Annotated in this window: 18 protein-coding genes; 14 read left to right on the forward strand and 4 right to left on the reverse strand. The window is 37.7% G+C overall.

Annotated features, from left to right (window positions below; translation table 11 throughout):
• The 3 genes from FZ940_RS02650 to FZ940_RS02665 all read left to right on the forward strand — a co-directional run bounded on the left by FZ940_RS02650 (position 1) and on the right by FZ940_RS02665 (position 5,461).
• Positions 1-852: a universal stress protein gene (locus tag FZ940_RS02650; RefSeq protein WP_021091781.1), complete on the forward strand. Its 852-nt coding sequence runs from the start codon at positions 1-3 to the stop codon at positions 850-852.
• Between the two features lie 302 nt (positions 853-1,154).
• A complete protein-coding gene (dnaE, locus tag FZ940_RS02660) occupies positions 1,155-4,772 on the forward strand; it encodes a DNA polymerase III subunit alpha (protein WP_148821394.1) in 3,618 nt (1,205 codons plus the stop codon).
• On the forward strand, positions 4,772-5,461 hold the full coding sequence (locus FZ940_RS02665; protein WP_148821576.1) for a DUF6882 domain-containing protein: 690 nt from the start codon (positions 4,772-4,774) through the stop codon (positions 5,459-5,461). The genes dnaE and FZ940_RS02665 overlap by 1 nt, the downstream gene beginning before the upstream one ends.
• Here the strand turns inward: FZ940_RS02665 and FZ940_RS02670 are convergent.
• Genes FZ940_RS02670 through FZ940_RS02680 form a run of 3 tightly spaced genes read right to left on the reverse strand, consistent with a single transcriptional unit; the run spans position 5,458 to position 7,939 of the window.
• Positions 5,458-6,120, reverse strand: a complete 663-nt coding sequence (locus FZ940_RS02670) for a cysteine hydrolase family protein (RefSeq protein WP_148821395.1) — start codon at positions 6,118-6,120, stop codon at positions 5,458-5,460. The genes FZ940_RS02665 and FZ940_RS02670 overlap by 4 nt on opposite strands.
• Positions 6,121-6,122: 2 nt before the next feature.
• Positions 6,123-7,106, reverse strand: coding sequence for a sensor histidine kinase (locus FZ940_RS02675; RefSeq protein WP_148821396.1), 984 nt, complete (start codon positions 7,104-7,106; stop codon positions 6,123-6,125).
• Complete coding sequence (locus FZ940_RS02680) at positions 7,103-7,939, reverse strand: DUF234 domain-containing protein (RefSeq protein WP_148821397.1); 837 nt, start codon at positions 7,937-7,939, stop codon at positions 7,103-7,105. The genes FZ940_RS02675 and FZ940_RS02680 overlap by 4 nt, the downstream gene beginning before the upstream one ends.
• Before the next feature lie 111 nt (positions 7,940-8,050).
• Here FZ940_RS02680 and FZ940_RS02685 point away from each other — a divergent pair, with 111 nt between their 5' ends.
• The 4 genes from FZ940_RS02685 to FZ940_RS02700 all read left to right on the forward strand — a co-directional run bounded on the left by FZ940_RS02685 (position 8,051) and on the right by FZ940_RS02700 (position 12,071).
• Positions 8,051-9,382, forward strand: coding sequence for an aminotransferase class V-fold PLP-dependent enzyme (locus FZ940_RS02685; protein WP_148821398.1), 1,332 nt, complete (start codon positions 8,051-8,053; stop codon positions 9,380-9,382).
• The gene (locus tag FZ940_RS02690; RefSeq protein ID WP_148821399.1) at positions 9,379-10,125 is read left to right on the forward strand and encodes a hydroxymethylpyrimidine/phosphomethylpyrimidine kinase; all 747 of its coding nucleotides are present in this window, start codon (positions 9,379-9,381) and stop codon (positions 10,123-10,125) included. The genes FZ940_RS02685 and FZ940_RS02690 overlap by 4 nt, the downstream gene beginning before the upstream one ends.
• Entirely contained in the window at positions 10,118-10,723 is a 606-nt protein-coding gene (gene thiE, locus FZ940_RS02695; RefSeq protein WP_148821400.1) for a thiamine phosphate synthase, read from the forward strand. The genes FZ940_RS02690 and thiE overlap by 8 nt, the downstream gene beginning before the upstream one ends.
• A 70-nt stretch (positions 10,724-10,793) precedes the next feature.
• Positions 10,794-12,071: an aminotransferase class V-fold PLP-dependent enzyme gene (locus tag FZ940_RS02700; protein WP_148821401.1), complete on the forward strand. Its 1,278-nt coding sequence runs from the start codon at positions 10,794-10,796 to the stop codon at positions 12,069-12,071.
• Between the two features lie 38 nt (positions 12,072-12,109).
• On the opposite strand, the gene FZ940_RS02705 is transcribed toward FZ940_RS02700, so the two are convergent.
• A complete protein-coding gene (locus FZ940_RS02705; protein ID WP_148821402.1) occupies positions 12,110-13,216 on the reverse strand; it encodes an FtsW/RodA/SpoVE family cell cycle protein in 1,107 nt (368 codons plus the stop codon).
• A 52-nt stretch (positions 13,217-13,268) separates the two neighbouring features.
• On the opposite strand from FZ940_RS02705, the gene FZ940_RS02710 reads away from it, so the two are divergent.
• The 7 genes from FZ940_RS02710 to FZ940_RS02740 are packed head-to-tail and all read left to right on the forward strand — an operon-like array spanning position 13,269 to position 19,240.
• Positions 13,269-14,240 carry an RluA family pseudouridine synthase gene (locus tag FZ940_RS02710; RefSeq protein WP_148821403.1) on the forward strand — a complete coding sequence of 324 codons (972 nt, stop codon included), beginning with the start codon at positions 13,269-13,271 and terminating at the stop codon, positions 14,238-14,240.
• Positions 14,173-14,847, forward strand: a complete 675-nt coding sequence (locus FZ940_RS02715; RefSeq protein WP_187422127.1) for a fibronectin type III domain-containing protein — start codon at positions 14,173-14,175, stop codon at positions 14,845-14,847. The genes FZ940_RS02710 and FZ940_RS02715 overlap by 68 nt, the downstream gene beginning before the upstream one ends.
• Positions 14,822-15,379 (forward strand): fibronectin type III domain-containing protein, encoded by a 558-nt coding sequence (locus tag FZ940_RS02720; RefSeq protein WP_223154623.1) that lies wholly within the window; start codon positions 14,822-14,824, stop codon positions 15,377-15,379. Before FZ940_RS02715 ends, FZ940_RS02720 begins: the two co-directional genes overlap by 26 nt.
• Positions 15,379-16,566, forward strand: a complete 1,188-nt coding sequence (gene trmB / locus FZ940_RS02725) for a tRNA (guanosine(46)-N7)-methyltransferase TrmB (RefSeq protein ID WP_148821404.1) — start codon at positions 15,379-15,381, stop codon at positions 16,564-16,566. Before FZ940_RS02720 ends, trmB begins: the two co-directional genes overlap by 1 nt.
• Positions 16,550-17,221, forward strand: a complete 672-nt coding sequence (locus FZ940_RS02730) for a cell division ATP-binding protein FtsE (RefSeq protein WP_021091805.1) — start codon at positions 16,550-16,552, stop codon at positions 17,219-17,221. Before trmB ends, FZ940_RS02730 begins: the two co-directional genes overlap by 17 nt.
• The gene (locus FZ940_RS02735; RefSeq protein ID WP_148821405.1) at positions 17,208-18,023 is read left to right on the forward strand and encodes an FtsX-like permease family protein; all 816 of its coding nucleotides are present in this window, start codon (positions 17,208-17,210) and stop codon (positions 18,021-18,023) included. Before FZ940_RS02730 ends, FZ940_RS02735 begins: the two co-directional genes overlap by 14 nt.
• Positions 18,020-19,240 (forward strand): murein hydrolase activator EnvC family protein, encoded by a 1,221-nt coding sequence (locus tag FZ940_RS02740; protein WP_148821406.1) that lies wholly within the window; start codon positions 18,020-18,022, stop codon positions 19,238-19,240. The genes FZ940_RS02735 and FZ940_RS02740 overlap by 4 nt, the downstream gene beginning before the upstream one ends.
• Positions 19,241-19,284 lie beyond the last annotated feature (44 nt).

Raw genomic sequence — 19,284 nt, forward strand, 5'->3', positions numbered from 1 at the left:
ATGAAATACAAAAAGTTGCTTTTTCCAATAGGAGCTGGAGACGATATCGAGCCAAGAATTTATGGTGCCCTAAAGGTTGCTCAGTGGTTTAACACACATATGGAAATTATGACTTGCCAGCTTGACCCAAGTGTAGTTTATAATATGAAAATGACGCTTCGTGGAGGAGTGCTTTTTGAGGAATTTCTAAAATCAGCTAAATCTGAACTAGCTGTCGAGCATGAAGAGAATGAGAAAATTTTTAATAAAATTTGTGCTGAGCTTGGCATAAAAGTAACTAGTGAAATCATTGAAGATGTTTGCACTGCAAATTTTACTATTCATAGTGGCAAAAGAAGCGCAATAGTGGAGCAAGAGAGTAAATTTTGCGACCTAGTTGTGGCTGCTGTGCCACTTGATGGAAAGATCACTGGTACATTTGAGTCAGCTGTTCTAAAAAGCGGTAAAAATGCGATTGTAATCCCTAGAAAAATGCGTGAGTTTAAAGCCGATAATATCCTTGTAAGCTGGACAGGCACTACTCAAAGCTCAAGGGCATTAACAGGCTCGATTGATCTTTTAAAAAAGGCAAAAAAGGTTCAGTGCATTACCTCAAAAGCAAGCCTTGGAGATAATGCTGAACTAAATCTTAAAAAGCTTGAAGAGTACTTCAAAATTCATGGCATATCAGCCACTTTTGAAGTAATCGCTACTACGATGATACCTGGTGAAGCACTTTTGAAAGCAGCTATTGATAGAAATGCTGATCTAATCGTTGCTAGCAGATATGGTGAAAATGGTCTTATGGAAATGGTGCTTGGCGGAACATCAAGATTTTTCTTAGAACACACAAATATCCCAGTTTATCTATAATGGATTGCGGCTTAGTCCGCGATCTAATTCTTTTTCACTTTATAGATTTTAAAATTCCATTCACTCGCAAGAATTGACTACTAAATTTTGGCTTCATTGACCACTTAGCTCAAATTTTAGAGCCGAAATTACTCGTTTAAAATTTACAAGACCTTAATAGCACAGTGCGCCAGATGACAGCGCGCTTCGTTCTTAGCCACAAACTACAAATTCTATAAATTTTTAAAGCTCCCATTAAGTTTTCATCAAGCACCTTATTAGCCAAAATTTTGTAAAATCCACTCATTAAAAAAGGATAAAAAATGAGTGAAAATTCTAGCTTTACGCACCTGCATTTACACACCGAATACTCCCTTCTTGATGGAGCGAACAAGATAAAAGAGCTAGCTCACGTGCTTCATGATAGAGGCGACACAGCAGCGGCGATTACTGATCACGGCAATATGTTTGGAGCGATAGATTTTTACAAGGCGATGAAAAAAGAGGGTATAAAACCGCTAATTGGCATCGAAGCTTACGTGCATAATGGCGAGCAGCTTGATGATAAGAGCACCAAGCAGCGCTTTCACCTTATACTAATCGCCAAAAACGAGACTGGCTATAAAAATTTAATGTATCTTAGCTCTATGAGTTACATCGAGGGCTTTTACTACTATCCTCGTATCAATAAAAAAATTTTAAAAGAGCACAGCGAGGGCTTGGTTTGTAGCTCTGCTTGCTTGCAGGGCGAGGTGAGTTGGCATCTAAATTTAAGCGATCGTAACGTCAAATTTGGTGCAAAGGGCTATGAGAGAGCAAAAGAGGTCGCACTTGAATATAAAGAAATTTTTGGAGATGACTTTTATCTTGAGATCATGCGTCACGGCATCGGCGATCAAAAACGCATTGATGATGATATTTTACGCATCGCCAAAGAGACTGGCATAAAGGTTATCGCTACAAACGATACTCACTACACTTTTAAAGAGCGAGCTGACGCACATGAGGTTTTTATGTGTATCGCGATGAACAAAACTTTAGATGATCCAAACCGACTTCGCCACAGCGTTCATGAGTTTTTTGTAAAAAGCAAAGAGCAGATGAGTGAGCTATTTTTAGATATCCCCGAAGTGATAGAAAATACCCAAGAGATCGTAAATAAGTGCAACCTTGAGATCAAGCTTGGCAACCCAACTCCGCCAAATTTTAAATTTACTCTTGAATATGCCAAAGAGAGAAATTTAACACTTCCAGAGCCAGAAAATAGATATAGCTTTAAAAATGATGCTGTGTTTTTTGAATATGAATGTAGAAAAGGTCTTGATGAGAGGCTAAAATTTGTCCCTGAAAATTTACATGACGAATACAAAAAGCGCCTTGAGATAGAGATTGGCATAATTAATAAAATGAATTTCCCAGGCTATATGATGATCGTTTGGGACTTCATAAATGAGGCTAAAAGTAGAGGCGTGCCAGTTGGTCCAGGACGTGGTTCTGCGGCTGGTAGCTTGGTCGCTTACTCGCTAAAGATCACTGACCTTGATCCTATCCCATACAACCTACTTTTTGAGAGGTTTCTAAACCCAGAACGTGTTAGCATGCCAGATATCGACGTGGACTTTTGTCAAAGTAGGCGTGGTGAGATAATTGACTATGTTACGCAAAAATATGGAAAATTTAACGTTGCTGGCGTTATTACATTTGGTAAATTGCTCGCAAAAGGTGTTATTAGAGATGTTGCTAGGGTTTGTGATATGCCTTACGCCGAAGCCGATGCGATGGCAAAGCTAATACCTGATGAACTTGGTATTACGCTAAAAGATGCTTATGAAAAAGAGCCAAAGATAGCTGAGTTAATAAGTCAAAATTCAAAGGCAGCTAAAATTTGGAAATTTGCACTTGACCTTGAGGGACTAAACAGAAACGCTGGCCAGCACGCAGCAGGTGTTGTTATTTCAAATGAGGAGCTGTGGAACAAAACTCCGCTATTTCGTCAGCCAAACAGCCCAGAAGATCGCTATGTTACGCAGTATAGTCTTAAATATCTTGAGGATGTGGATTTAATTAAATTTGACTTTCTTGGACTAAAAACACTAACGGTTATCGATAATGCCATAAAGCTAGTAAAACAACGAACTGGCAAGGATATCATTTGGGAGCAGATCGATAAAAACGATTCTAATGTTTATAAAATGATACAAAGCGGCCAAGCGATAGGAATTTTCCAAATCGAGGGCGAAGGCATGAGAAAGCTAGGAACTAGCTTGCGTCCAGACTGCTTCGAGGATATCGTCGCGATGCTAGCGCTCTACCGCCCAGGACCGATGGAGAGTGGTATGCTCGATGACTTTGTCAAAAGAAAACATGGCGAGGCCGAGATAACCTACTCATTTAAAGAGCTTGAGCCAATCCTTGCGCCAACATACGGTGTCATCGTCTATCAAGAGCAAGTTATGCAAATCGTTCAAGCCATAGGCGGCTTTAGCCTTGGTGGAGCGGACCTTGTACGCCGTGCGATGGGTAAAAAGATCAAAGAGGAGATGGACAGGCTAAAGGGAGAGTTTGTAAAAGGCGCTGAGGCAAAAGGGCTAAATGGACAAAAAGCAGACGATCTTTTTGAGCTAATTGTAAAATTTGCAGGATATGGCTTTAATAAATCTCACTCCGCAGCTTATGCCTATGTCACATTTCAGACGGCTTATCTTAAGGCCTATTATCCGGCTGAATTTATGGCAGCACTTCTTACAAGCGAAGAGAGTAACGTCGATAAGATCGTTCGCTATATCGATGAGATAAAGCGTATAAATATAGATACTTTGCCGCCATCTATAAATAAATCAACTAAAGAATTTAGCGTCGTTAAAAATGGCGATCATGACGGCATTATCTTTGGGCTTGGTGCGATTAAAGGTGTTGGCGGAGCAGCTATTGAAAACATTATCACTGAGCGTGAAGCAAATGGCGAATTTAAGAGTATGGATGACTTTGTCTCAAGGATCGATCCATTTAAAGTAAATAAAAAGGTCTTTGAAAGCCTTATAAAAGCTGGATGTTTTGATGAGTTTGGCTTTAGTCGTAAGATGCTTATGCAAAATGTAGAAAATATCATAGAAGCTTGCAAAAGTGCTGCTCAGATCCGTAAAAATGCAGTTGAGAGCTTATTTGGCGAAGATGAGAGCATGAATGATGTGAGGATAAATTTTGTCATGATAAATGACGAATTTGACATCAAACAAATTTTAAAATTTGAGCAAGAGAGCGTTGGTATCTACCTTTCTGGTCATCCACTTGATGATTATAAAGATGAGATTAATAAGATAAAATACACTCTAAGTTCAGAATTTGAGAGCTTGCCTCAAAGCGCTGAAATTTTAGTTGTTGGCAAGATCGAAGACTTTAGCACAAGGATAACCAAAAGTGGCAAGAAAATGGGCACTATAAACGTCCTTGATTTTCACGGAAATATCGAGATCGCAGTCTTTGAAAGAGAGCTTGGCAACATCGAAGATATAGTAAAAGATGAAGCAAAACGTGACTTGCCTTATGCTTTTAGGATAAATATCACAAAAGATGATCAATTTGTAAGGACAAATTTAAACGAGGTTTATAGCCTAGAAGATGCGCAAAATTTAGACTTTAAGACAAGAAAGCTAAAACAAAACTCTAAATTTTCTAAAAATGAAGAAGCTAGTGTGCCTCAAAAAGCAAGAGAATATGCCGAGCTAGAGGTGCTTTTATGCCTTAGTGAGCTTAGCAAAGATAAGATCACTAACCTTTATAATCTTGGCTATAACGAACATATAAAAAGTGGCACAAACAATGATAAGCGTCTTGTTATTAAGATAAAAAATGAAAATACGGCTCAAATTTTTGTCTATAAGACAAAATTTGTTGTAAATGACAGCTTTAAAGAAAAAGCACTTCAAGCAATAGCTTGCTAATGCCTGGAGAAGCGATGTTTTTAGATAAGCTTGGTGTAGATAAAAGTAACTGGAGCGAGCTTTTTAGTGCATGTGTTGGTAAAGCAACATTACTTCAAAAACGTGCATTTAAACTACTTGTTGAAGGTGGCAACTGGCAGGTTGATTTTGATAGCGGTAAAATTTACTTTGATGAGCGTGAGTTTGATATGCAGTTTATCGGCTCTGAGAGCTTCTCATCAAATACGTGGCTTTGGGGATATGAAAATATAAATGGCTTTGATGAGCGGTTGCTCGAGCTTGCAAATAAAGCACGTAAGTTTGGCGAAAAATTTGGACTTAGCACATTTAGCACGCCACGATTTGAACTAAATGAAAATTTTAATGGTCACACGATTAGTATGATCCTTTGCACCGCTTTTGATGAGCAAAATTATTATAGGATAGAGTACGAGGGCGGAGCTGCGTATGTGGCTTTTAGATCAGATGTGGTCTTTGAAGAGCCAGTGCTAGCAAACGAGCTTTTGAGCGTAGTAAATGAGTGTTTAAGCACTTATGAACTAGATCACAAAATCCTTGTCAAAGGACTTTTGCTAAGCTGTGATATGAAATTTAGCGAAAGTCCTAATGAGATCGTAGCGAATAAAAACGAGCCTAGCTTTAAATTTGACGAGCTAAATAGGCTCATAAATATTTCAACTAAGCTTTAAAATTTAATACTCTTTACCACATCAGCACCAAGTGCTAGCTTCATATGAAGAGAAAACATCTCGTGGTAAAAGTCGCCATTGTGTCCTGGTATGTCATATGTTTGCGTAAGATCAAATGGCACGATGACTCTTGCTTTTTTATTGTATTCATTGGCTCGTAGTTTAAGATAACTAACACACTGATAAACGCACATATCAGTGCAATCTCCGGTGACTATAAATGTGTCTAGCTCCGGATGCTCTTCTAAAAATTTCTCAAATTCTTTATTAAACGCAATGCTTAAAGAGTTTTTATAAAATGCTTTGATCTCTTTAAAAAAGCTTAGACTTTCTATCTCTTTTATGGTTTTTATCTCATTTGTATCAAGCACTGCGTGAGGTAAAAAGGTTTCAAATTCTTTTGAATCACTGGTGTGCCTATCTTCTATAAGGATAAAATTTCTAAAGCCAAAATCTTTCCACGCTCTATCAAAAAGTGTTGCGATCCCTTTTGATAAGTCAGCTACTCTTTGACTAGAGAGTGCGCCGCTACCAGCAAAAGCTTCTATCATATCGATACAGATAAATGCAACGTTTTTTGCTCCATCATTTGAAATTTCTCTCAGATCAAGTGTCTGAAGAGAATTTTTAAATGTCTCAAGTTCGTTTTGTATGTTCATTCTTACTCCTTTATTGGTAAATTTATGCAAAATGTTTTTGGATTTAGTGTGATCTCGATGCTGCCTTTGTGAGCCTGCACTATCTGTAAACAAAGGTGCAAACCAAGGCCATTGCCTTTTAGCTTGCTACTTTTAAATGGCTCAAAAACTATGGCTTTATCTTTGATAGGCTCGCCACTATCGTAAACGATAAATTTATGCTCACTTGGTGTTTTTTCGTAGCTTAAAATGATCTCTCCTTCGTCGTCTTCGCTCTCTTCGATGGCATCAATGGCGTTAAATAAAATGTTTTGAAATACGATCGCCAGCAGATCAAGATCGCCCATATATTTTCCATCTGGAAATTCTAGGCTAAATTTAATATCCTTTGAATAGTCGTAAAAATTTATAGCCTCTTCGCACTCTTTTTTAAGCTGCGAAAAGTCAAAAATTTGCGCATTTATATTAAGCCCCTTTGTAAAAAGCAGTGTAGCTTTTATTATGCGTTCGACTCGCCATGTAGCTTTTTGTATTTGATTTACGATAGGCTGTATGCGCTCATCAGCTCTTTTAAGCAGTGTCGAAGCTAAAAGCGAGATAGAGCCTACCGGATTTCTGATCTCGTGGGCTAGGTGAGCTGCTACTTGACCCATCGAGGCAAGACGCTCGGTGCGTTTTTCTGCTGTTATATTTGTTGCAGAGATTATTAGTTTATTGTCTTTAGAGCTTGTTTTAAAAAGATAAATTTGCCCATCTATATTTATCTCGCCCTCTTTTTTTGGTATCTCTTTAAAAATTTTACCAAGTCTTACTGCTTCTGAGTTTTGTAAAAAAATCTCATCATTTTCATCTAACACCCATATGGCATTTGGCAGAATTTCCACAATATCTTTAATGAAATTTTGCAAGTTTGCGTAAGATGATGTTAAATTTTTATATTCATTTTCTATCAGATAAGTCTGCTCTATCAGGCTTTTTAAGCCAGCTTGGATATCGTGTTCGTTCATTTTAAAAGTTCCTCAAAATCGCTAATTTCATAAAGCCTTAGTCTTTCATCCTTTAGATTTCTTAGCTCGCTACTAAATCCACTCTTTGAAAAAAGAGCAATAATATCTGGCTTGATATTTAGTTTTTCACATTTTTTTAATAGTAAATTTAGCACGTTTTTACAAACCTTTCTCTCTTTGTATTTTGCCTCACCGACTATGATCTTGCCACCTATATTTAATAGCATATCAAGCTCTATATTTTTGCTCCAAAAGCTACTTAAAAATATGCCATTAATCAGAAATTTTTTTGCCATAAGCTCACCGCATAAAATTTCAAATCCAAGGCTTGCATATTCGTCAAATTCATTTTTTATAATGGCTAAAATTTCATCATTTTTACCAGCTTTTAGCAAGCTTAAATTTGGCTCTATAAATCTAAACCAAAACCTTGAAAAATGGCTATTAAAATGTATTTTATCCTCTACTTTATAGCCCCTTTCTTCTTTTTTTAGCATTTGGTTTTTTGATCTTTTTGGCAGTACTTCTCTACTTTTCTCAAGCAGTAAAAAATTCTTTTCAAAAAGCTTTGCATAGACTTTGCCAGCTAGGCTTTGAGGTAAAATTTTATGTACGCTAAATTTTTTTCTATCACTTCGTGCGAGTTTTATGAGGGCAGATTTTATAGCATCGTTTGTATCGGATTCGAAGTAAAATTTTGGCATCAAGGCTAAGAAGTTGTTTAAAATTTCAGCCTCAATCGCTTCAAAAACATCATAATATGAGTGCTTTAAATCAAACTCATCAAAGACGAGATGAAATTTAATAAGTTCATTTATATCAAGGTGTTTCATTCGCTCAAATGTTGATTTTAAAGCTTTTATATTGGCTCCTTTATTTGGGCATTGTAGTATATTTTAGCTAAAGTAATCTATAATGCTACGCAAAAAAACAAGGGTTGTGATTTGGTAAATTTAGAGCACATTAGAGAAAATATAATTTTAAAAAATGGTATTTATTATTTTGATTTTACAGCTTCAGGGCTAGCTTATAAACCTATCGAAGATGAGACAGCAAAAATACTTCAAACATATGCAAATACGCACTCTATCAGCTCATCAAACGCCTATAAAACCGCTCAAACTTATGAAGATTCAAGACGTGAATTAAAAAGCTTGCTAGGACTTGATGAGAGCTTTTATCTTTTTACTTGTGGCAATGGAGCTACCGGTGCGATAAAGAAATTTCAAGAAATTTTAGGAATTTATGCATCGCCAGCGCTCAAAAAAAGATATGCCCTAAAGCCAGATGAAAATTCTCCGCTTGTGGTGCTTGGACCTTATGAGCACCATTCAAATGAGATAAGCTTTAGGCAAGCACTTTGTGAGGTTGAGCGTATCAGGCTTGATAAAAATGGAGGGATCGACTTTAATCATTTGGAGCAAATTTTAAGGATAAATGTCGGTCGTGAGATCATCGCAACTTTTAGTGTGGCTTCAAATGTGACTGGGGTTTTGAGCGACTACCGCAAAATTTACACTCTTATAAAATCTTATGGTGGCATTGTAGCATTTGATGCTGCAAGTTTTAGCGCTTATGGAAATATTGATTGTGACTATTTTGATGCTCTTTTTTTATCTCCTCATAAATTGCTCGGTGGAGTTGGAAGTTGTGGGCTTCTTGCTATAAAAAAGATACTTGCAAACTCAGATGAGCCGACATTTGCTGGTGGTGGAACGGTAAGTTATGTTAGCAAAAACTATGCTATTTTTGTAAAAGATAGTGAACAGCTAGAAGAGGCTGGCACTCCGCCTATTTTAGGTCTTATAAGGGCAAATTTAGCTTATAGGCTGAGAAATGAGATAGGATTTGGGACGATATATGAAAACGAGAGCGAGCTTGGAGAGTATTTTGAGAAAAGACTAGCAGAAATTCCTGAGCTTACTTGCTATCATCCAAATAATGCAAAGCGTTTGCCGATATTTTCTTTTAATGTGGCTGGTGTTTCGCCTTATGAGTTAGCTAAAGTTTTAAGCAAAGAATATGGCATTCAAACTCGTGCAGGATGCTCTTGTGCTGGGCCATATGGACATGATTTGCTTCATTTAAAGGAAGACGCACTCTTTACCCACAAGCCAGGCTGGGTCAGGGCTGGACTCCACTATACGCATACACTAGAAGATGTGAATTATCTAGTGGACGCATTAAAAAATAGCATTAAAAAGTATTCAAATAGTTGGAAAGTCGATGATCCTTTTAGTGTTGATAAAATTTCAGGTTGTATGGGAGATAGATGAAAAATATATTAATAATTGCAGGAAGTGATAGTGTTGGTGGTGCTGGCGTGCAGGCTGATATTAAGACATGCGAGGCGTTTTCTTGCTACGCAGCGACGGCTATCACGGCTCTTACGGCACAAAATACAAATGGTGTTAGCAATATCTTTGCTACAAATGTTACAAATCTAAATGAACAAATCAAAATGGTAGACGAAGAGCTAAACATAGATGCTATCAAGGTTGGAATGCTTTTTAATAAAGAGCTTATATCTTGCGTTGGTTTTTGGCTTGAAAAATTTCATAAGCAAGGCATCAAAATAGTAATAGATCCAGTTTGCGTAGCAAAATCAGGCTCAAAGCTTCTCGAAGATGACGCGATAGCAAGCTTAAAAGAGCTTTTTAAATTTGCAGACATTATCACGCCAAATATCGATGAAGCCAAAGTTTTGCAGCTTGATAGTAAAAATTTACCTTGCGATATGATCTTAAAGCGAAGCATGGTTGCAGAAATTTGCGAAGATACTCTTTTTAAAAAAAATGGCGACGTGCTTAAATTTAAAGAGCCACTAATAAAACCAGAGATCATGCATGGCGCTGGATGTAGCTTTGCAAGTGCGCTGGCCTGCTTGCTAGCAAATGGATACACCAAAGAAGAGGCCATAAAACTAGCCAAAAGATACATTTTAAATGCTATTAAAAATGCAATTACGACAAAATTTGGCAAACGTCTACTAAATCATAAAGTTGGCATAAGTGATTGAAATTTACGCGATTAGCGACGATGTGTTGATGCCTGAAAATTTAGCCTTGCAATACACTAAAGAAATTTTAGAGTGTGGGGTGAAATTTTTTCAATTTCGCTCTAAAAAAATACCCAAAGATGAGAGGCTGGCCGGTGAAATTTTCAACCTATGCGAAAAATTTGGAGCCAGATTTATCGTAAATGATGATATTTTATTTGCTGCTCATATAGGGGCAAAGTCCGTGCATTTGGGAAAAGATGATGCGAGCATAAAAGAGGCGTTTGAAATTTTAGGAGATGATGCTTACGTGGGAGTTAGCTGCTATGATAGCTTGGAGCTTGCCATTAGGGCAAAACAAAATGGTGCTAGCTATGTGGCTTTTGGAGCGATGTTTAAAAGCCCAACAAAACCAAATGCACCGCTTTGCAAGGCTCAAACTATATCAGAAGCAAAAGAAATGGGAATGAATGTGTGTGTCATAGGAGGCATAAATGCTAGCAACATTGCAAGTGTCGCTAAAGTAAAGCCAGACATAGTCGCCTTAATATCCGCTATCTATAAAGATGGCACGATAAAGAAAAATATAGAAAATTTACAAAGAAATTTATTGCTTTAAAAGATGCTTGTTTTGCAAGATTTTTTATGAAAATTTAATTATAATCCCTGTTTTAAATAAAAGGAAAACATTGCTAAATATCGATGAAGTAAGAAAAAATATCATTTTAAAAGAAGGCCTTTACTATTTTGACTACACGGCTTCAGGTCTTGCTTACAAGCCCATTGAAGATGAAATTTTAAAATTTTTAAAGACCTACGCAAATACTCACTCAGATAGTAGTTCAAGCGCGGTACTTACGCAAAAATACTATGAAAACGCAAGGGCTGAGTTAAAAAGCTTATTGGGCCTTGACGATAGTTTTTATCTTATCGCGACTGGTCAAGGAGCAACGGCTGCGATAAAGAAATTTCAGGAGATAGTGGGAATTTATATCTCACCAGCTACAAGAGCCTTGATCGGTGAAGCAAATTTAAGAAATTTAAACTTGCCACTGGCGATCATTGGCCCTTATGAGCATCACTCTGTTGAAGTTAGCTTAAGAGAAGGGCTTTGTGATATAAAACGTATAGAGCTTGATGAAAATAATGAGATAGACTATGTGATGCTTGAGAATACATTAAAGCAACATGCAAAAAGAAAGATAATAGCTAGCTTTAGCGCTGCTTCAAACGTCACTGGCGTTAAAACCGATTATAAAAAAATTTACTCGCTGATTAAAAAATATAATGGCATTTTGGCACTTGATGTGGCCACTCTTAGTGCTTATGAAAATGTTGATTGCAGATATTTTGACGCACTGTTTCTCTCGCCTCACAAGCTGCTTGGTGGAGTTGGGAGTTGTGGACTTTTGGCTATCAAAAAAGAGCTTTGTAAAAATTTGCCTACATTTGCAGCAGGAGGTACAGTCAAGTACGTAAGCAGGACATCGCATATTTTTACTAGTGAAGTTGAAAATTTAGAAGAGGGTGGCACGCCACCGATAATGCAGCTAATACGTGCAAATTTAGCCTACAAACTAAGAAATAAAATCGGACTTAATAATATAAAAGCGGCTGAATGTGAGCTAGGCGAGATGTTTTGCAAAGAGCTAGAAAAGATAGATGAGGTGATAAATTATTGCCCTGAAAATTTAGACAGATTACCTATTTTTGCATTTAATGTAAAAGACATTTCGCCTTATGATTTTGCTGCTAGTTTAAGTAGCGAATTTGGCATACAAACGCGTGCAGGCTGTGATTGCGCTGGGCCATATGGACATGATTTGCTTAATTTAAAAGATAATACCATTTTTGAAGCAAAGCCTGGCTGGGTACGTGTTAGCATTCACTACACACATACAAAAGAGGATATAAAATATCTTATAAATGCCATAAAATCTTGCATCAAAAAGCACAAAGAAGGATAGAGCAAAAACTATATGCTTGATATTTGTGGAGAAAATTTTTAGAAGCGAATTTTTATAAAACTATAAGTTCTATCAAATCTAAAAGTTAGCAAATTTTGCAAAATTCCAAAAAGCACCATAAATGTAACAAAGCTGCTTCCGCCGTAACTAAAAAATGGCAGTGGTACGCCCACAACTGGTGCAAAACCGATCGTCATCGAGACATTTACACCCACATAAACGAAAATAAGTGCAGCAATCCCCGTGGTGGTAACTTGTGTAAAATAGTCATTTTTTAGGCCGTAATTTAAACTTAAAAGATGTGTTATAAGTGCTCCATAAAGTCCAAGCAAAAACAATCCACCATAAAAGCCAAAACGCTCGATATTGTAGGCAAAGATGAAATCACTAGTGGCGATTGGCAAAAATTTAAAGTGCGTCTGCGTCGCTTCGTCCTTTGGCTTGCCCTTCAGTCCGCCACTACCTATGGCGATGATGCTTTGTTTGACGTGATAGCTTGGCTCTTCAGCTATGAAATCGTGAATTCTCTTTTTTTGATAGTCATGTAAATTTTCATACAAAACAGGTGCCAAAAAGCCTATCGCAAGGATGATAGTGATCCAAATTTTCTTATTTACGCCGATCACAAAAAGGATGGTGTAGCCAACTATTAAAAGTATGAGTGCGGTGCCAAGATCAGGCTCTTTCATGATTAGCACAAATGGCAAAAGTATGTAAAAACTAAGTCTTAAAAAATCTTTTACTCCGTATCCATTAGCCTCTGGAGGACGCTGTTTAATGAGATAGGCTAGCATCAGCAAAAAGGCTGGCTTCATGAGCTCCGAGGGCTGAAGTGTGAAGTGAACAAAGGGAATTTCTAGCCAGCGCCTAGCTCCTAGTTTGCTAACGCCAAAGAGATCGACACTTAAAAGCAGCACGATGCAGACCCAGTAAAACATCGGAATAATCCAGTCAATACGCCTAATAGGCAGTAAAAACGCTACACAAAATGATGCAAAACCTATGCCAAAATACACAAGCTGTTTGTTTGCTAAAATGTCGTTTGCTTCGGAAACTAGGATGTAAGAGATGGCTATGATTGGGATTATTAAAAACGGCTGAATAAAATCAAAATGTGTTAAAATACGCCGATCTAGTTTTATCAAGAAGCAAACCTTAATTTTTGGGCTAGATTATATCACAAACAAGGCTTTGATTTTGGTTAAATTTAATGTTTTAAATAGCTCAAGACTCGACGTTGCAGTGGCCAAAGAGCTTCAAATTTCACGTAATCAAGCTTTAAATTTGATAAAAGACTCTCTCGTAAGCGTAAATTTAAAACCAGTTTCAAAACCTAGCTTTGTTCTAAGCGAAAATGATGAAGTTTGCGTAAATTTTGCCCCAAAAAAAGAGGTGCAAAATGAGTACGAAGTAAATTTTGATATCCCGATCATCTACGAGGACGACGATCTCATAGTGCTAAACAAGCCCCCGCAAATCGTCGTTCATCAAGCTCCAAGTGTCAAAGAGGCGACACTTGTTGAGTGGCTAAACAAAAAGGGCTTTATGCTTTCAAATTTAAACGGCGACGTAAGAGCTGGCATCGTCCACCGCCTAGATAAAGGTACTAGCGGCGCTATCGTCGTCGCTAAAAACAACTTCGCCCATGCAAAACTAAGCGAGCAGCTAAGCGATAAGAGCATGGGGAGAATTTATCTAGCGCTTATTGATCTTCCCCTAAAAGAGGATGTCATCATCGACAAGCCAATCGGCAGAAATCCAAACAACCGCCTAAAAAAAGCGATCGTTGCGGACGCTAAATTTGCAAAAAGCGCCTTTGTAAATTTGCTAAGTGAAAATGGCATAAATTTAATAGCAGCAAAACTTTTTACAGGCAGGACTCATCAGATAAGAGTGCACCTATCTAGCATAAACCGCCATATTTTAGGCGATGATTTATACGGATTTAAGAGCCAAGGCGATAAAATAAGCAGGGTTATGCTTCACGCTTATATGCTTTATTTTATCCATCCAAGAACTGGCAAAAGGGTGGAATTTATCGCAAAAACGTATGATGACTTTAACCAAATAATTTACAAAAAAATTCCCAAGGAGATTTTTGATGAAAAAATTTGCCCTACGCATATTGACACCATTTTTAGCAGCTTTCTTAGCGGGATGCGGCTCTAGCGTACCGACTCAGCAAAGTATGTCACTGCCTACGATTACAAGTTTAAAAACTATTTCAGATATGACAGAAGTTGGCTTCGAGTGGAATCCAGTGACCGATGAGAGCGTCGTTGGCTACTATCTTTACCGCTCAAATCCAAATGATGCAAACTCAAAAATGCAACTAGTTGCAAACATAAAAGACCGCTTTGCTACGCACTATGTGGATCGTGATCTAGCTCCAGAGACAACTTACTCATACCAAATGAGAACCTACTCAAGTAATGCCATCTCTCAACCAGGCACGATCGCAACAGCAACCACAAAGCCGCTACTTGACTCAGTACCGTTTTCGCAAGCTATTACAGGGCTTCCAGGACGTGTAAAAGTGATCTGGAGACCACATCCTGATAGCACCGTGGCAAGCTATATCATTCAAAGAAGTGATGCAGGAGCTAATAAATTTAGCCAAATCGCAGAGGTAAATGGCAGACTAAATGCTGAATATATCGATACTGAAGTAAAACCTGGTAAGTCTTATGAATATAGAATTTTAGTTAAAACTTCTTCAGGCGTTGTTTCAAAACCAAGCCAAAACATAAGTGCAACGACAAAGGAGTTACCCTAAATCAGTAACAAACCTTCAGGCAACAAAAAATGCGCCAAAGAAGATAATTTTAACTTGGGATTACGTGCCAGCTGAGGATTTTGCTTATTTTAAGGTTTATAGGACAGTGAGCAAAATTTTGCCTTACACATACCTAGCAAAAACGACTAGCAACACTTATGAGGATCTCATAAACACAAATGCGGCAACAAGGTATTACAGGGTCACAGCAGTCGATAAAGACGGCCTTGAGAGCTTAAAACAAGAAGAGCCAATCGTGGGGATAACACTTGGTGCGCCAAAGACTCCAAATATTAGCGCTAGCTACGATGGTAGCGGAGTAAATGTAAATTGGAGTGCAGTTGATAGAGCTAGTTCGTACACTGTTTATAGAAGTGGCGCAAGTGAGAAAATTTTTAGTGGCATAGATGGTACTGGACTTAGAGATGATAGCGTGCAAAAAGGAGCTAGCTACTCTTACAGCGTCGTAGCTATCGATGAGTACGGCATCGCCTCTGATAAGTCATCAAAAGCAGAAGTTAGCATAAAATAATGCCAAATTTCATCGCTTCGTCTTTAAAAGAGCTCTCGTTTCCATTTGGTAATGACAAGATCAAATTTCTTTGGCAGGCAAATGGGCGAAACGAGAGGCTCATCTACACAAAAAATGAAGAAGAGAGCTTTTTCCTAGTTGTAAAGCCTGGTAAAAATGGCATCGTCGTAAAGGGAGAAAAGCTTACAAAGCCAGCTAAAGTTGGTCTTTTGCAAGAGGCGCTTGAGCTTTTTAAAGAGCAAAATTGCAATGATGTAATCAGTCAAGCATTCGCTGTAAAAAAGACAAATTTGACTAAAAAAGTGAGCGAAATTTTAAGCCTTGAAGAATTTGTGCCAGCATTTTGCGAGCTAAAAGATAAATTTGATCAAATTTTTATAGAGATCGGCTTTGGTTCTGGTAGACACTTGCTTTATCAAGCTAAAAATAATCCAAATACCCTAGTTATCGGAATAGAAGTCTATAAGCCAAGCATCGAGCAAGTAGCAAAGCTAGCTAGGGCAAATGGTCTAGAAAATGTGCGTCTAATAAACACCGACGCCAGGCTCTTGCTCTCACTTATTGGCTCAAATTTAGTTGATAGAGTCTTTTTACACTTTCCAGTGCCATGGGATAAAGCAGAGCATAGACGTGTGGTCTCGTCGGCGTTTGCGCTTGAGTGCGAGAGGATACTAAAAGTAGGCGGTAAATTTGAGTTAAGGACTGATAGCAAGGAGTATTGCGACTTTAGTTTGAGTAAATTTTTAGAGCCTACAAACTCAAAAATAGAAGCTTTCAAAAATAGAAATTTAGAGGTAACTAGCAAGTATGAAGACCGCTGGAGACGCCAGGATAAAGACATTTACGATGTCATTTATACTTGTGAGATTGAAAGTGGCGAGAGTGTTTTAGCTGGGGATTTTAGCTTTAAAGAAAAGACAAGCGTAAAAAATATCATTAAAAATTTCAAAAATTTCATCATCAAAAAAGAGGATTATTTTTTACATTTTGAAGAAATTTACACCATAAACGAGGGTGAAATTTTGCTAAAAGTTACTTTTGGAGCATTTAATAAACCTGAGCAATGTTTTATCAAAATAAGCGATGAAAAAAGCGAATATTTTATAAAAAAACCGATCTTAATTCTTGAGAATTTAGCAGCACACGAACTTTTGAAGGAGTATTTGGCTGATGCAAGAGATAATTAGTGCAAGGAATTTGAGCCTAGCTTATGAACGCGATGAAATCGTAATTAATAGCGTCAATTTAGATATTTATGCAAATGATTTTGTCTTTATCACAGGCAAGAGCGGAAGTGGAAAAAGCACACTTTTAAAATCATTTTATGGAGAAATTTCACCTCTTGCTGGAGAGCTAAATGTCTGCATGACGCAAATGGACGACATCGATGATAAAAGACTTTGTGAGCTTAGGCAGCGAGTTGGCATTATATTTCAAAATTATCGCTTGATAAATGAATGGAATGTGGAAAGAAACGTCATGTTGCCCCTCATCATCAAAGGCATCAATCAAAATGTGAGCAAAAAGCAAGTGGCTAAACTTTTAAAACATGTAAATATGCTTCATAAAGCTGATAAATACCCTCGTGAGCTAAGTGGTGGTGAGCAGCAAAGAGTAGCGATGGCAAGGGCTCTAGCGCACAATCCAAATTTGCTCTTATGCGACGAGCCAACGGGAAATTTAGACGAATACTCAAGCGACGTCATCTGGTCGCTTTTAAAATCAGCTAGGGAATTTCTAGGCACGAGCGTAGTAGTTGTCACACACCATATCCCATCGACACTTCGTATCCCATACCGCCACTTCGTCATAGAAAATGGAGGCGTGCATGAGATCGCTTAAAAATCATCTTGGATTCATCCTACCGCTGATCGCGCTTTTGTTTTCCGTGCAGTTTAGTCTAACTGCCGATAAGATTGTGAGAGATTATGAAAGACTTATGGGAAATGACTACAACATCGTCATAGTTTCAAGTAAAGAGCTTAGTGATACTATTTTAAAGCCAGTGGTTAGCAATCTATCTGGCATCGAGCCACTAAGTCCGCAAAAGATCATCGACCGCCTCTCAAATGACATCTCGGCTAAAAATTTGTCCATACTGCAAAATGCGCTACCTAAATTTTACTCACTAAAACTTAGCGAATTTCCGACACCGCAGTACATGGATGAGCTAAAGCAAAAACTTTTAAAATTTGATGGCATCACAAAGGTCGAGACATTTTCAAAGACCCATGACAAGGTCTTTAAAATGCTAAATTTAGCCAAAAGTATATCGTATGCTTTTATGGCAATACTTTGTGTTGTTGGACTCATGCTCATGCTAAAGCAGGCTAAAATTTGGCTATTTGAGCATAGAGAGCGCATCGAGATTATGACGCTTTTTGGAGCACCATTTTGGCTAAAATCAGCCATGCTTTACAAATCAGCCATGGTTGATAGCCTAGTTGCGACCACTATAGTTGGTGCATTTTTCTTTTTCTTGCCTGGTATTGAAATTTTTAGAGAAAATGCCGCAAGTATTGATGTGGTATTGCCTAGTCTTGATCCTTCAAGGGATATTTTTATTTTATTTGGCGTGGCTATGTTTTTAAGCATTTTTGCTGTTAGTTTGGTGATGAGTAAGGCTAGAAAAAGCACGATATGAGAAAAGGAATTTTTACATTTTTGCTAGCTTTTAGCTTAGCTTTTGCGTCAAATACTAAAGAGAAGATCAAAGACTCCAAAAACTCGCTAAGATCGAGTCAGGCGATGAGCGAGCAGCTTAGTAAAAAGCTAGATGATTTGGCTGGTGATATCGTAAGTGGCGAGAAAAAACTTCGAGGTATAAGTGGTGATATCACAAATTTAAAGGGTCAAATTTCTGTACTTGAGACAAATGCTTCAAAAGCACTTATTGAGCTTGATGATCTAACTAAGCAAAACAAAGAGCTAGAGCGCACTCAAAAGGAGCTTGAGCAAAACATGATAAGGATTATCGCAGAAGATTTGTCGTTTGATCTTTTGATGTCTGCAACTGAGGGCAAGCAAAGCGAGGAGAGTATCATCTCATCTCAAATTTTAACCAAACTAAATGCCATTGCAAAAGAGGATTTTAAAAGACTTAGCCAAAACTATGAAGATACAATCGAGAAGATAAAAAGTAAATCAAATAAAATAAACGAGATAAACTCAAGCATCAAAAACTATAGACGCAAGCAAAGTGACTTGCAAAATTTAGAAAGCACGCAAAAAAATACTATAAACGGACTAAAACGAGATAAAGAAATTTATAGTAAAAAGCTAGCCAAACTTCAAGCTCAGCAAGATGAGCTAAGAAAGACGCTAGAGCAGCTTGCCATCATGCAAAAGCAAGAAGATGAAGCTGCACGTGCAGCTAGAGAAAAACAAGAAAAAGCAGCTGCAAGTAAAGGTGGTAAAAAAGGCGCAAAAAGCCAACCAATGGGTGGAGGCTATCAAACAAGCTCGGTCAAAAAATATTCAGGTGCAAAGACAATCGCTCCTCTTGATAGCTACACTGTAAAGCAAAAATTTGGAAATTACGTAGACCCAATATATAACATAAAAATTTTTAACGAGTCAGTCATACTTCGATCAACTACGCCAGACGCCAAGGTTAAAAGCGTATTAAATGGCAAAGTAGTCTTTGCAAAAGCGACACCAATGCTTGAAAACGTAGTCATTATAGAAAATGAAAATGGTATACATACGATCTATGCTCACCTAAGCCAAATCGCACCGACTGTAAAAGTCGGCTCAGTCGTGCAAAAAGGCTACGTTATAGGCCGAGTTAGAAACGATCTAACCTTTGAAGTGACGCAAAGAAACTACCACATCGATCCACTTGAAATGATCTCAAAATAGCTACTTTGTAAGCGTTATTAGCTAAATTTAAAGCCTTTTTGGCT

The organism is Campylobacter concisus, from assembly GCF_902460415.1.
Taxonomy (GTDB): domain Bacteria; phylum Campylobacterota; class Campylobacteria; order Campylobacterales; family Campylobacteraceae; genus Campylobacter_A; species Campylobacter_A concisus_Y.

Excerpts from the sequence above, each read along its gene's own strand:
- FZ940_RS02650 (WP_021091781.1), top strand. The coding sequence starts at position 1 with ATGAAATACAAAAAGTTGCTTTTTCCAATAGGAGCTGGAGACGATATC.
- dnaE (WP_148821394.1), top strand. The coding sequence starts at position 1,155 with ATGAGTGAAAATTCTAGCTTTACGCACCTGCATTTACACACCGAATAC.
- FZ940_RS02665 (WP_148821576.1), top strand. The coding sequence starts at position 4,772 with ATGCCTGGAGAAGCGATGTTTTTAGATAAGCTTGGTGTAGATAAAAGT.
- FZ940_RS02670 (WP_148821395.1), bottom strand. The coding sequence starts at position 6,120 with ATGAACATACAAAACGAACTTGAGACATTTAAAAATTCTCTTCAGACA.
- FZ940_RS02675 (WP_148821396.1), bottom strand. The coding sequence starts at position 7,106 with ATGAACGAACACGATATCCAAGCTGGCTTAAAAAGCCTGATAGAGCAG.
- FZ940_RS02680 (WP_148821397.1), bottom strand. The coding sequence starts at position 7,939 with ATGAAACACCTTGATATAAATGAACTTATTAAATTTCATCTCGTCTTT.
- FZ940_RS02690 (WP_148821399.1), top strand. The coding sequence starts at position 9,379 with ATGAAAAATATATTAATAATTGCAGGAAGTGATAGTGTTGGTGGTGCT.
- FZ940_RS02715 (WP_187422127.1), top strand. The coding sequence starts at position 14,173 with ATGAAAAAATTTGCCCTACGCATATTGACACCATTTTTAGCAGCTTTC.
- trmB (WP_148821404.1), top strand. The coding sequence starts at position 15,379 with ATGCCAAATTTCATCGCTTCGTCTTTAAAAGAGCTCTCGTTTCCATTT.
- FZ940_RS02730 (WP_021091805.1), top strand. The coding sequence starts at position 16,550 with ATGCAAGAGATAATTAGTGCAAGGAATTTGAGCCTAGCTTATGAACGC.
- FZ940_RS02735 (WP_148821405.1), top strand. The coding sequence starts at position 17,208 with ATGAGATCGCTTAAAAATCATCTTGGATTCATCCTACCGCTGATCGCG.
- FZ940_RS02740 (WP_148821406.1), top strand. The coding sequence starts at position 18,020 with ATGAGAAAAGGAATTTTTACATTTTTGCTAGCTTTTAGCTTAGCTTTT.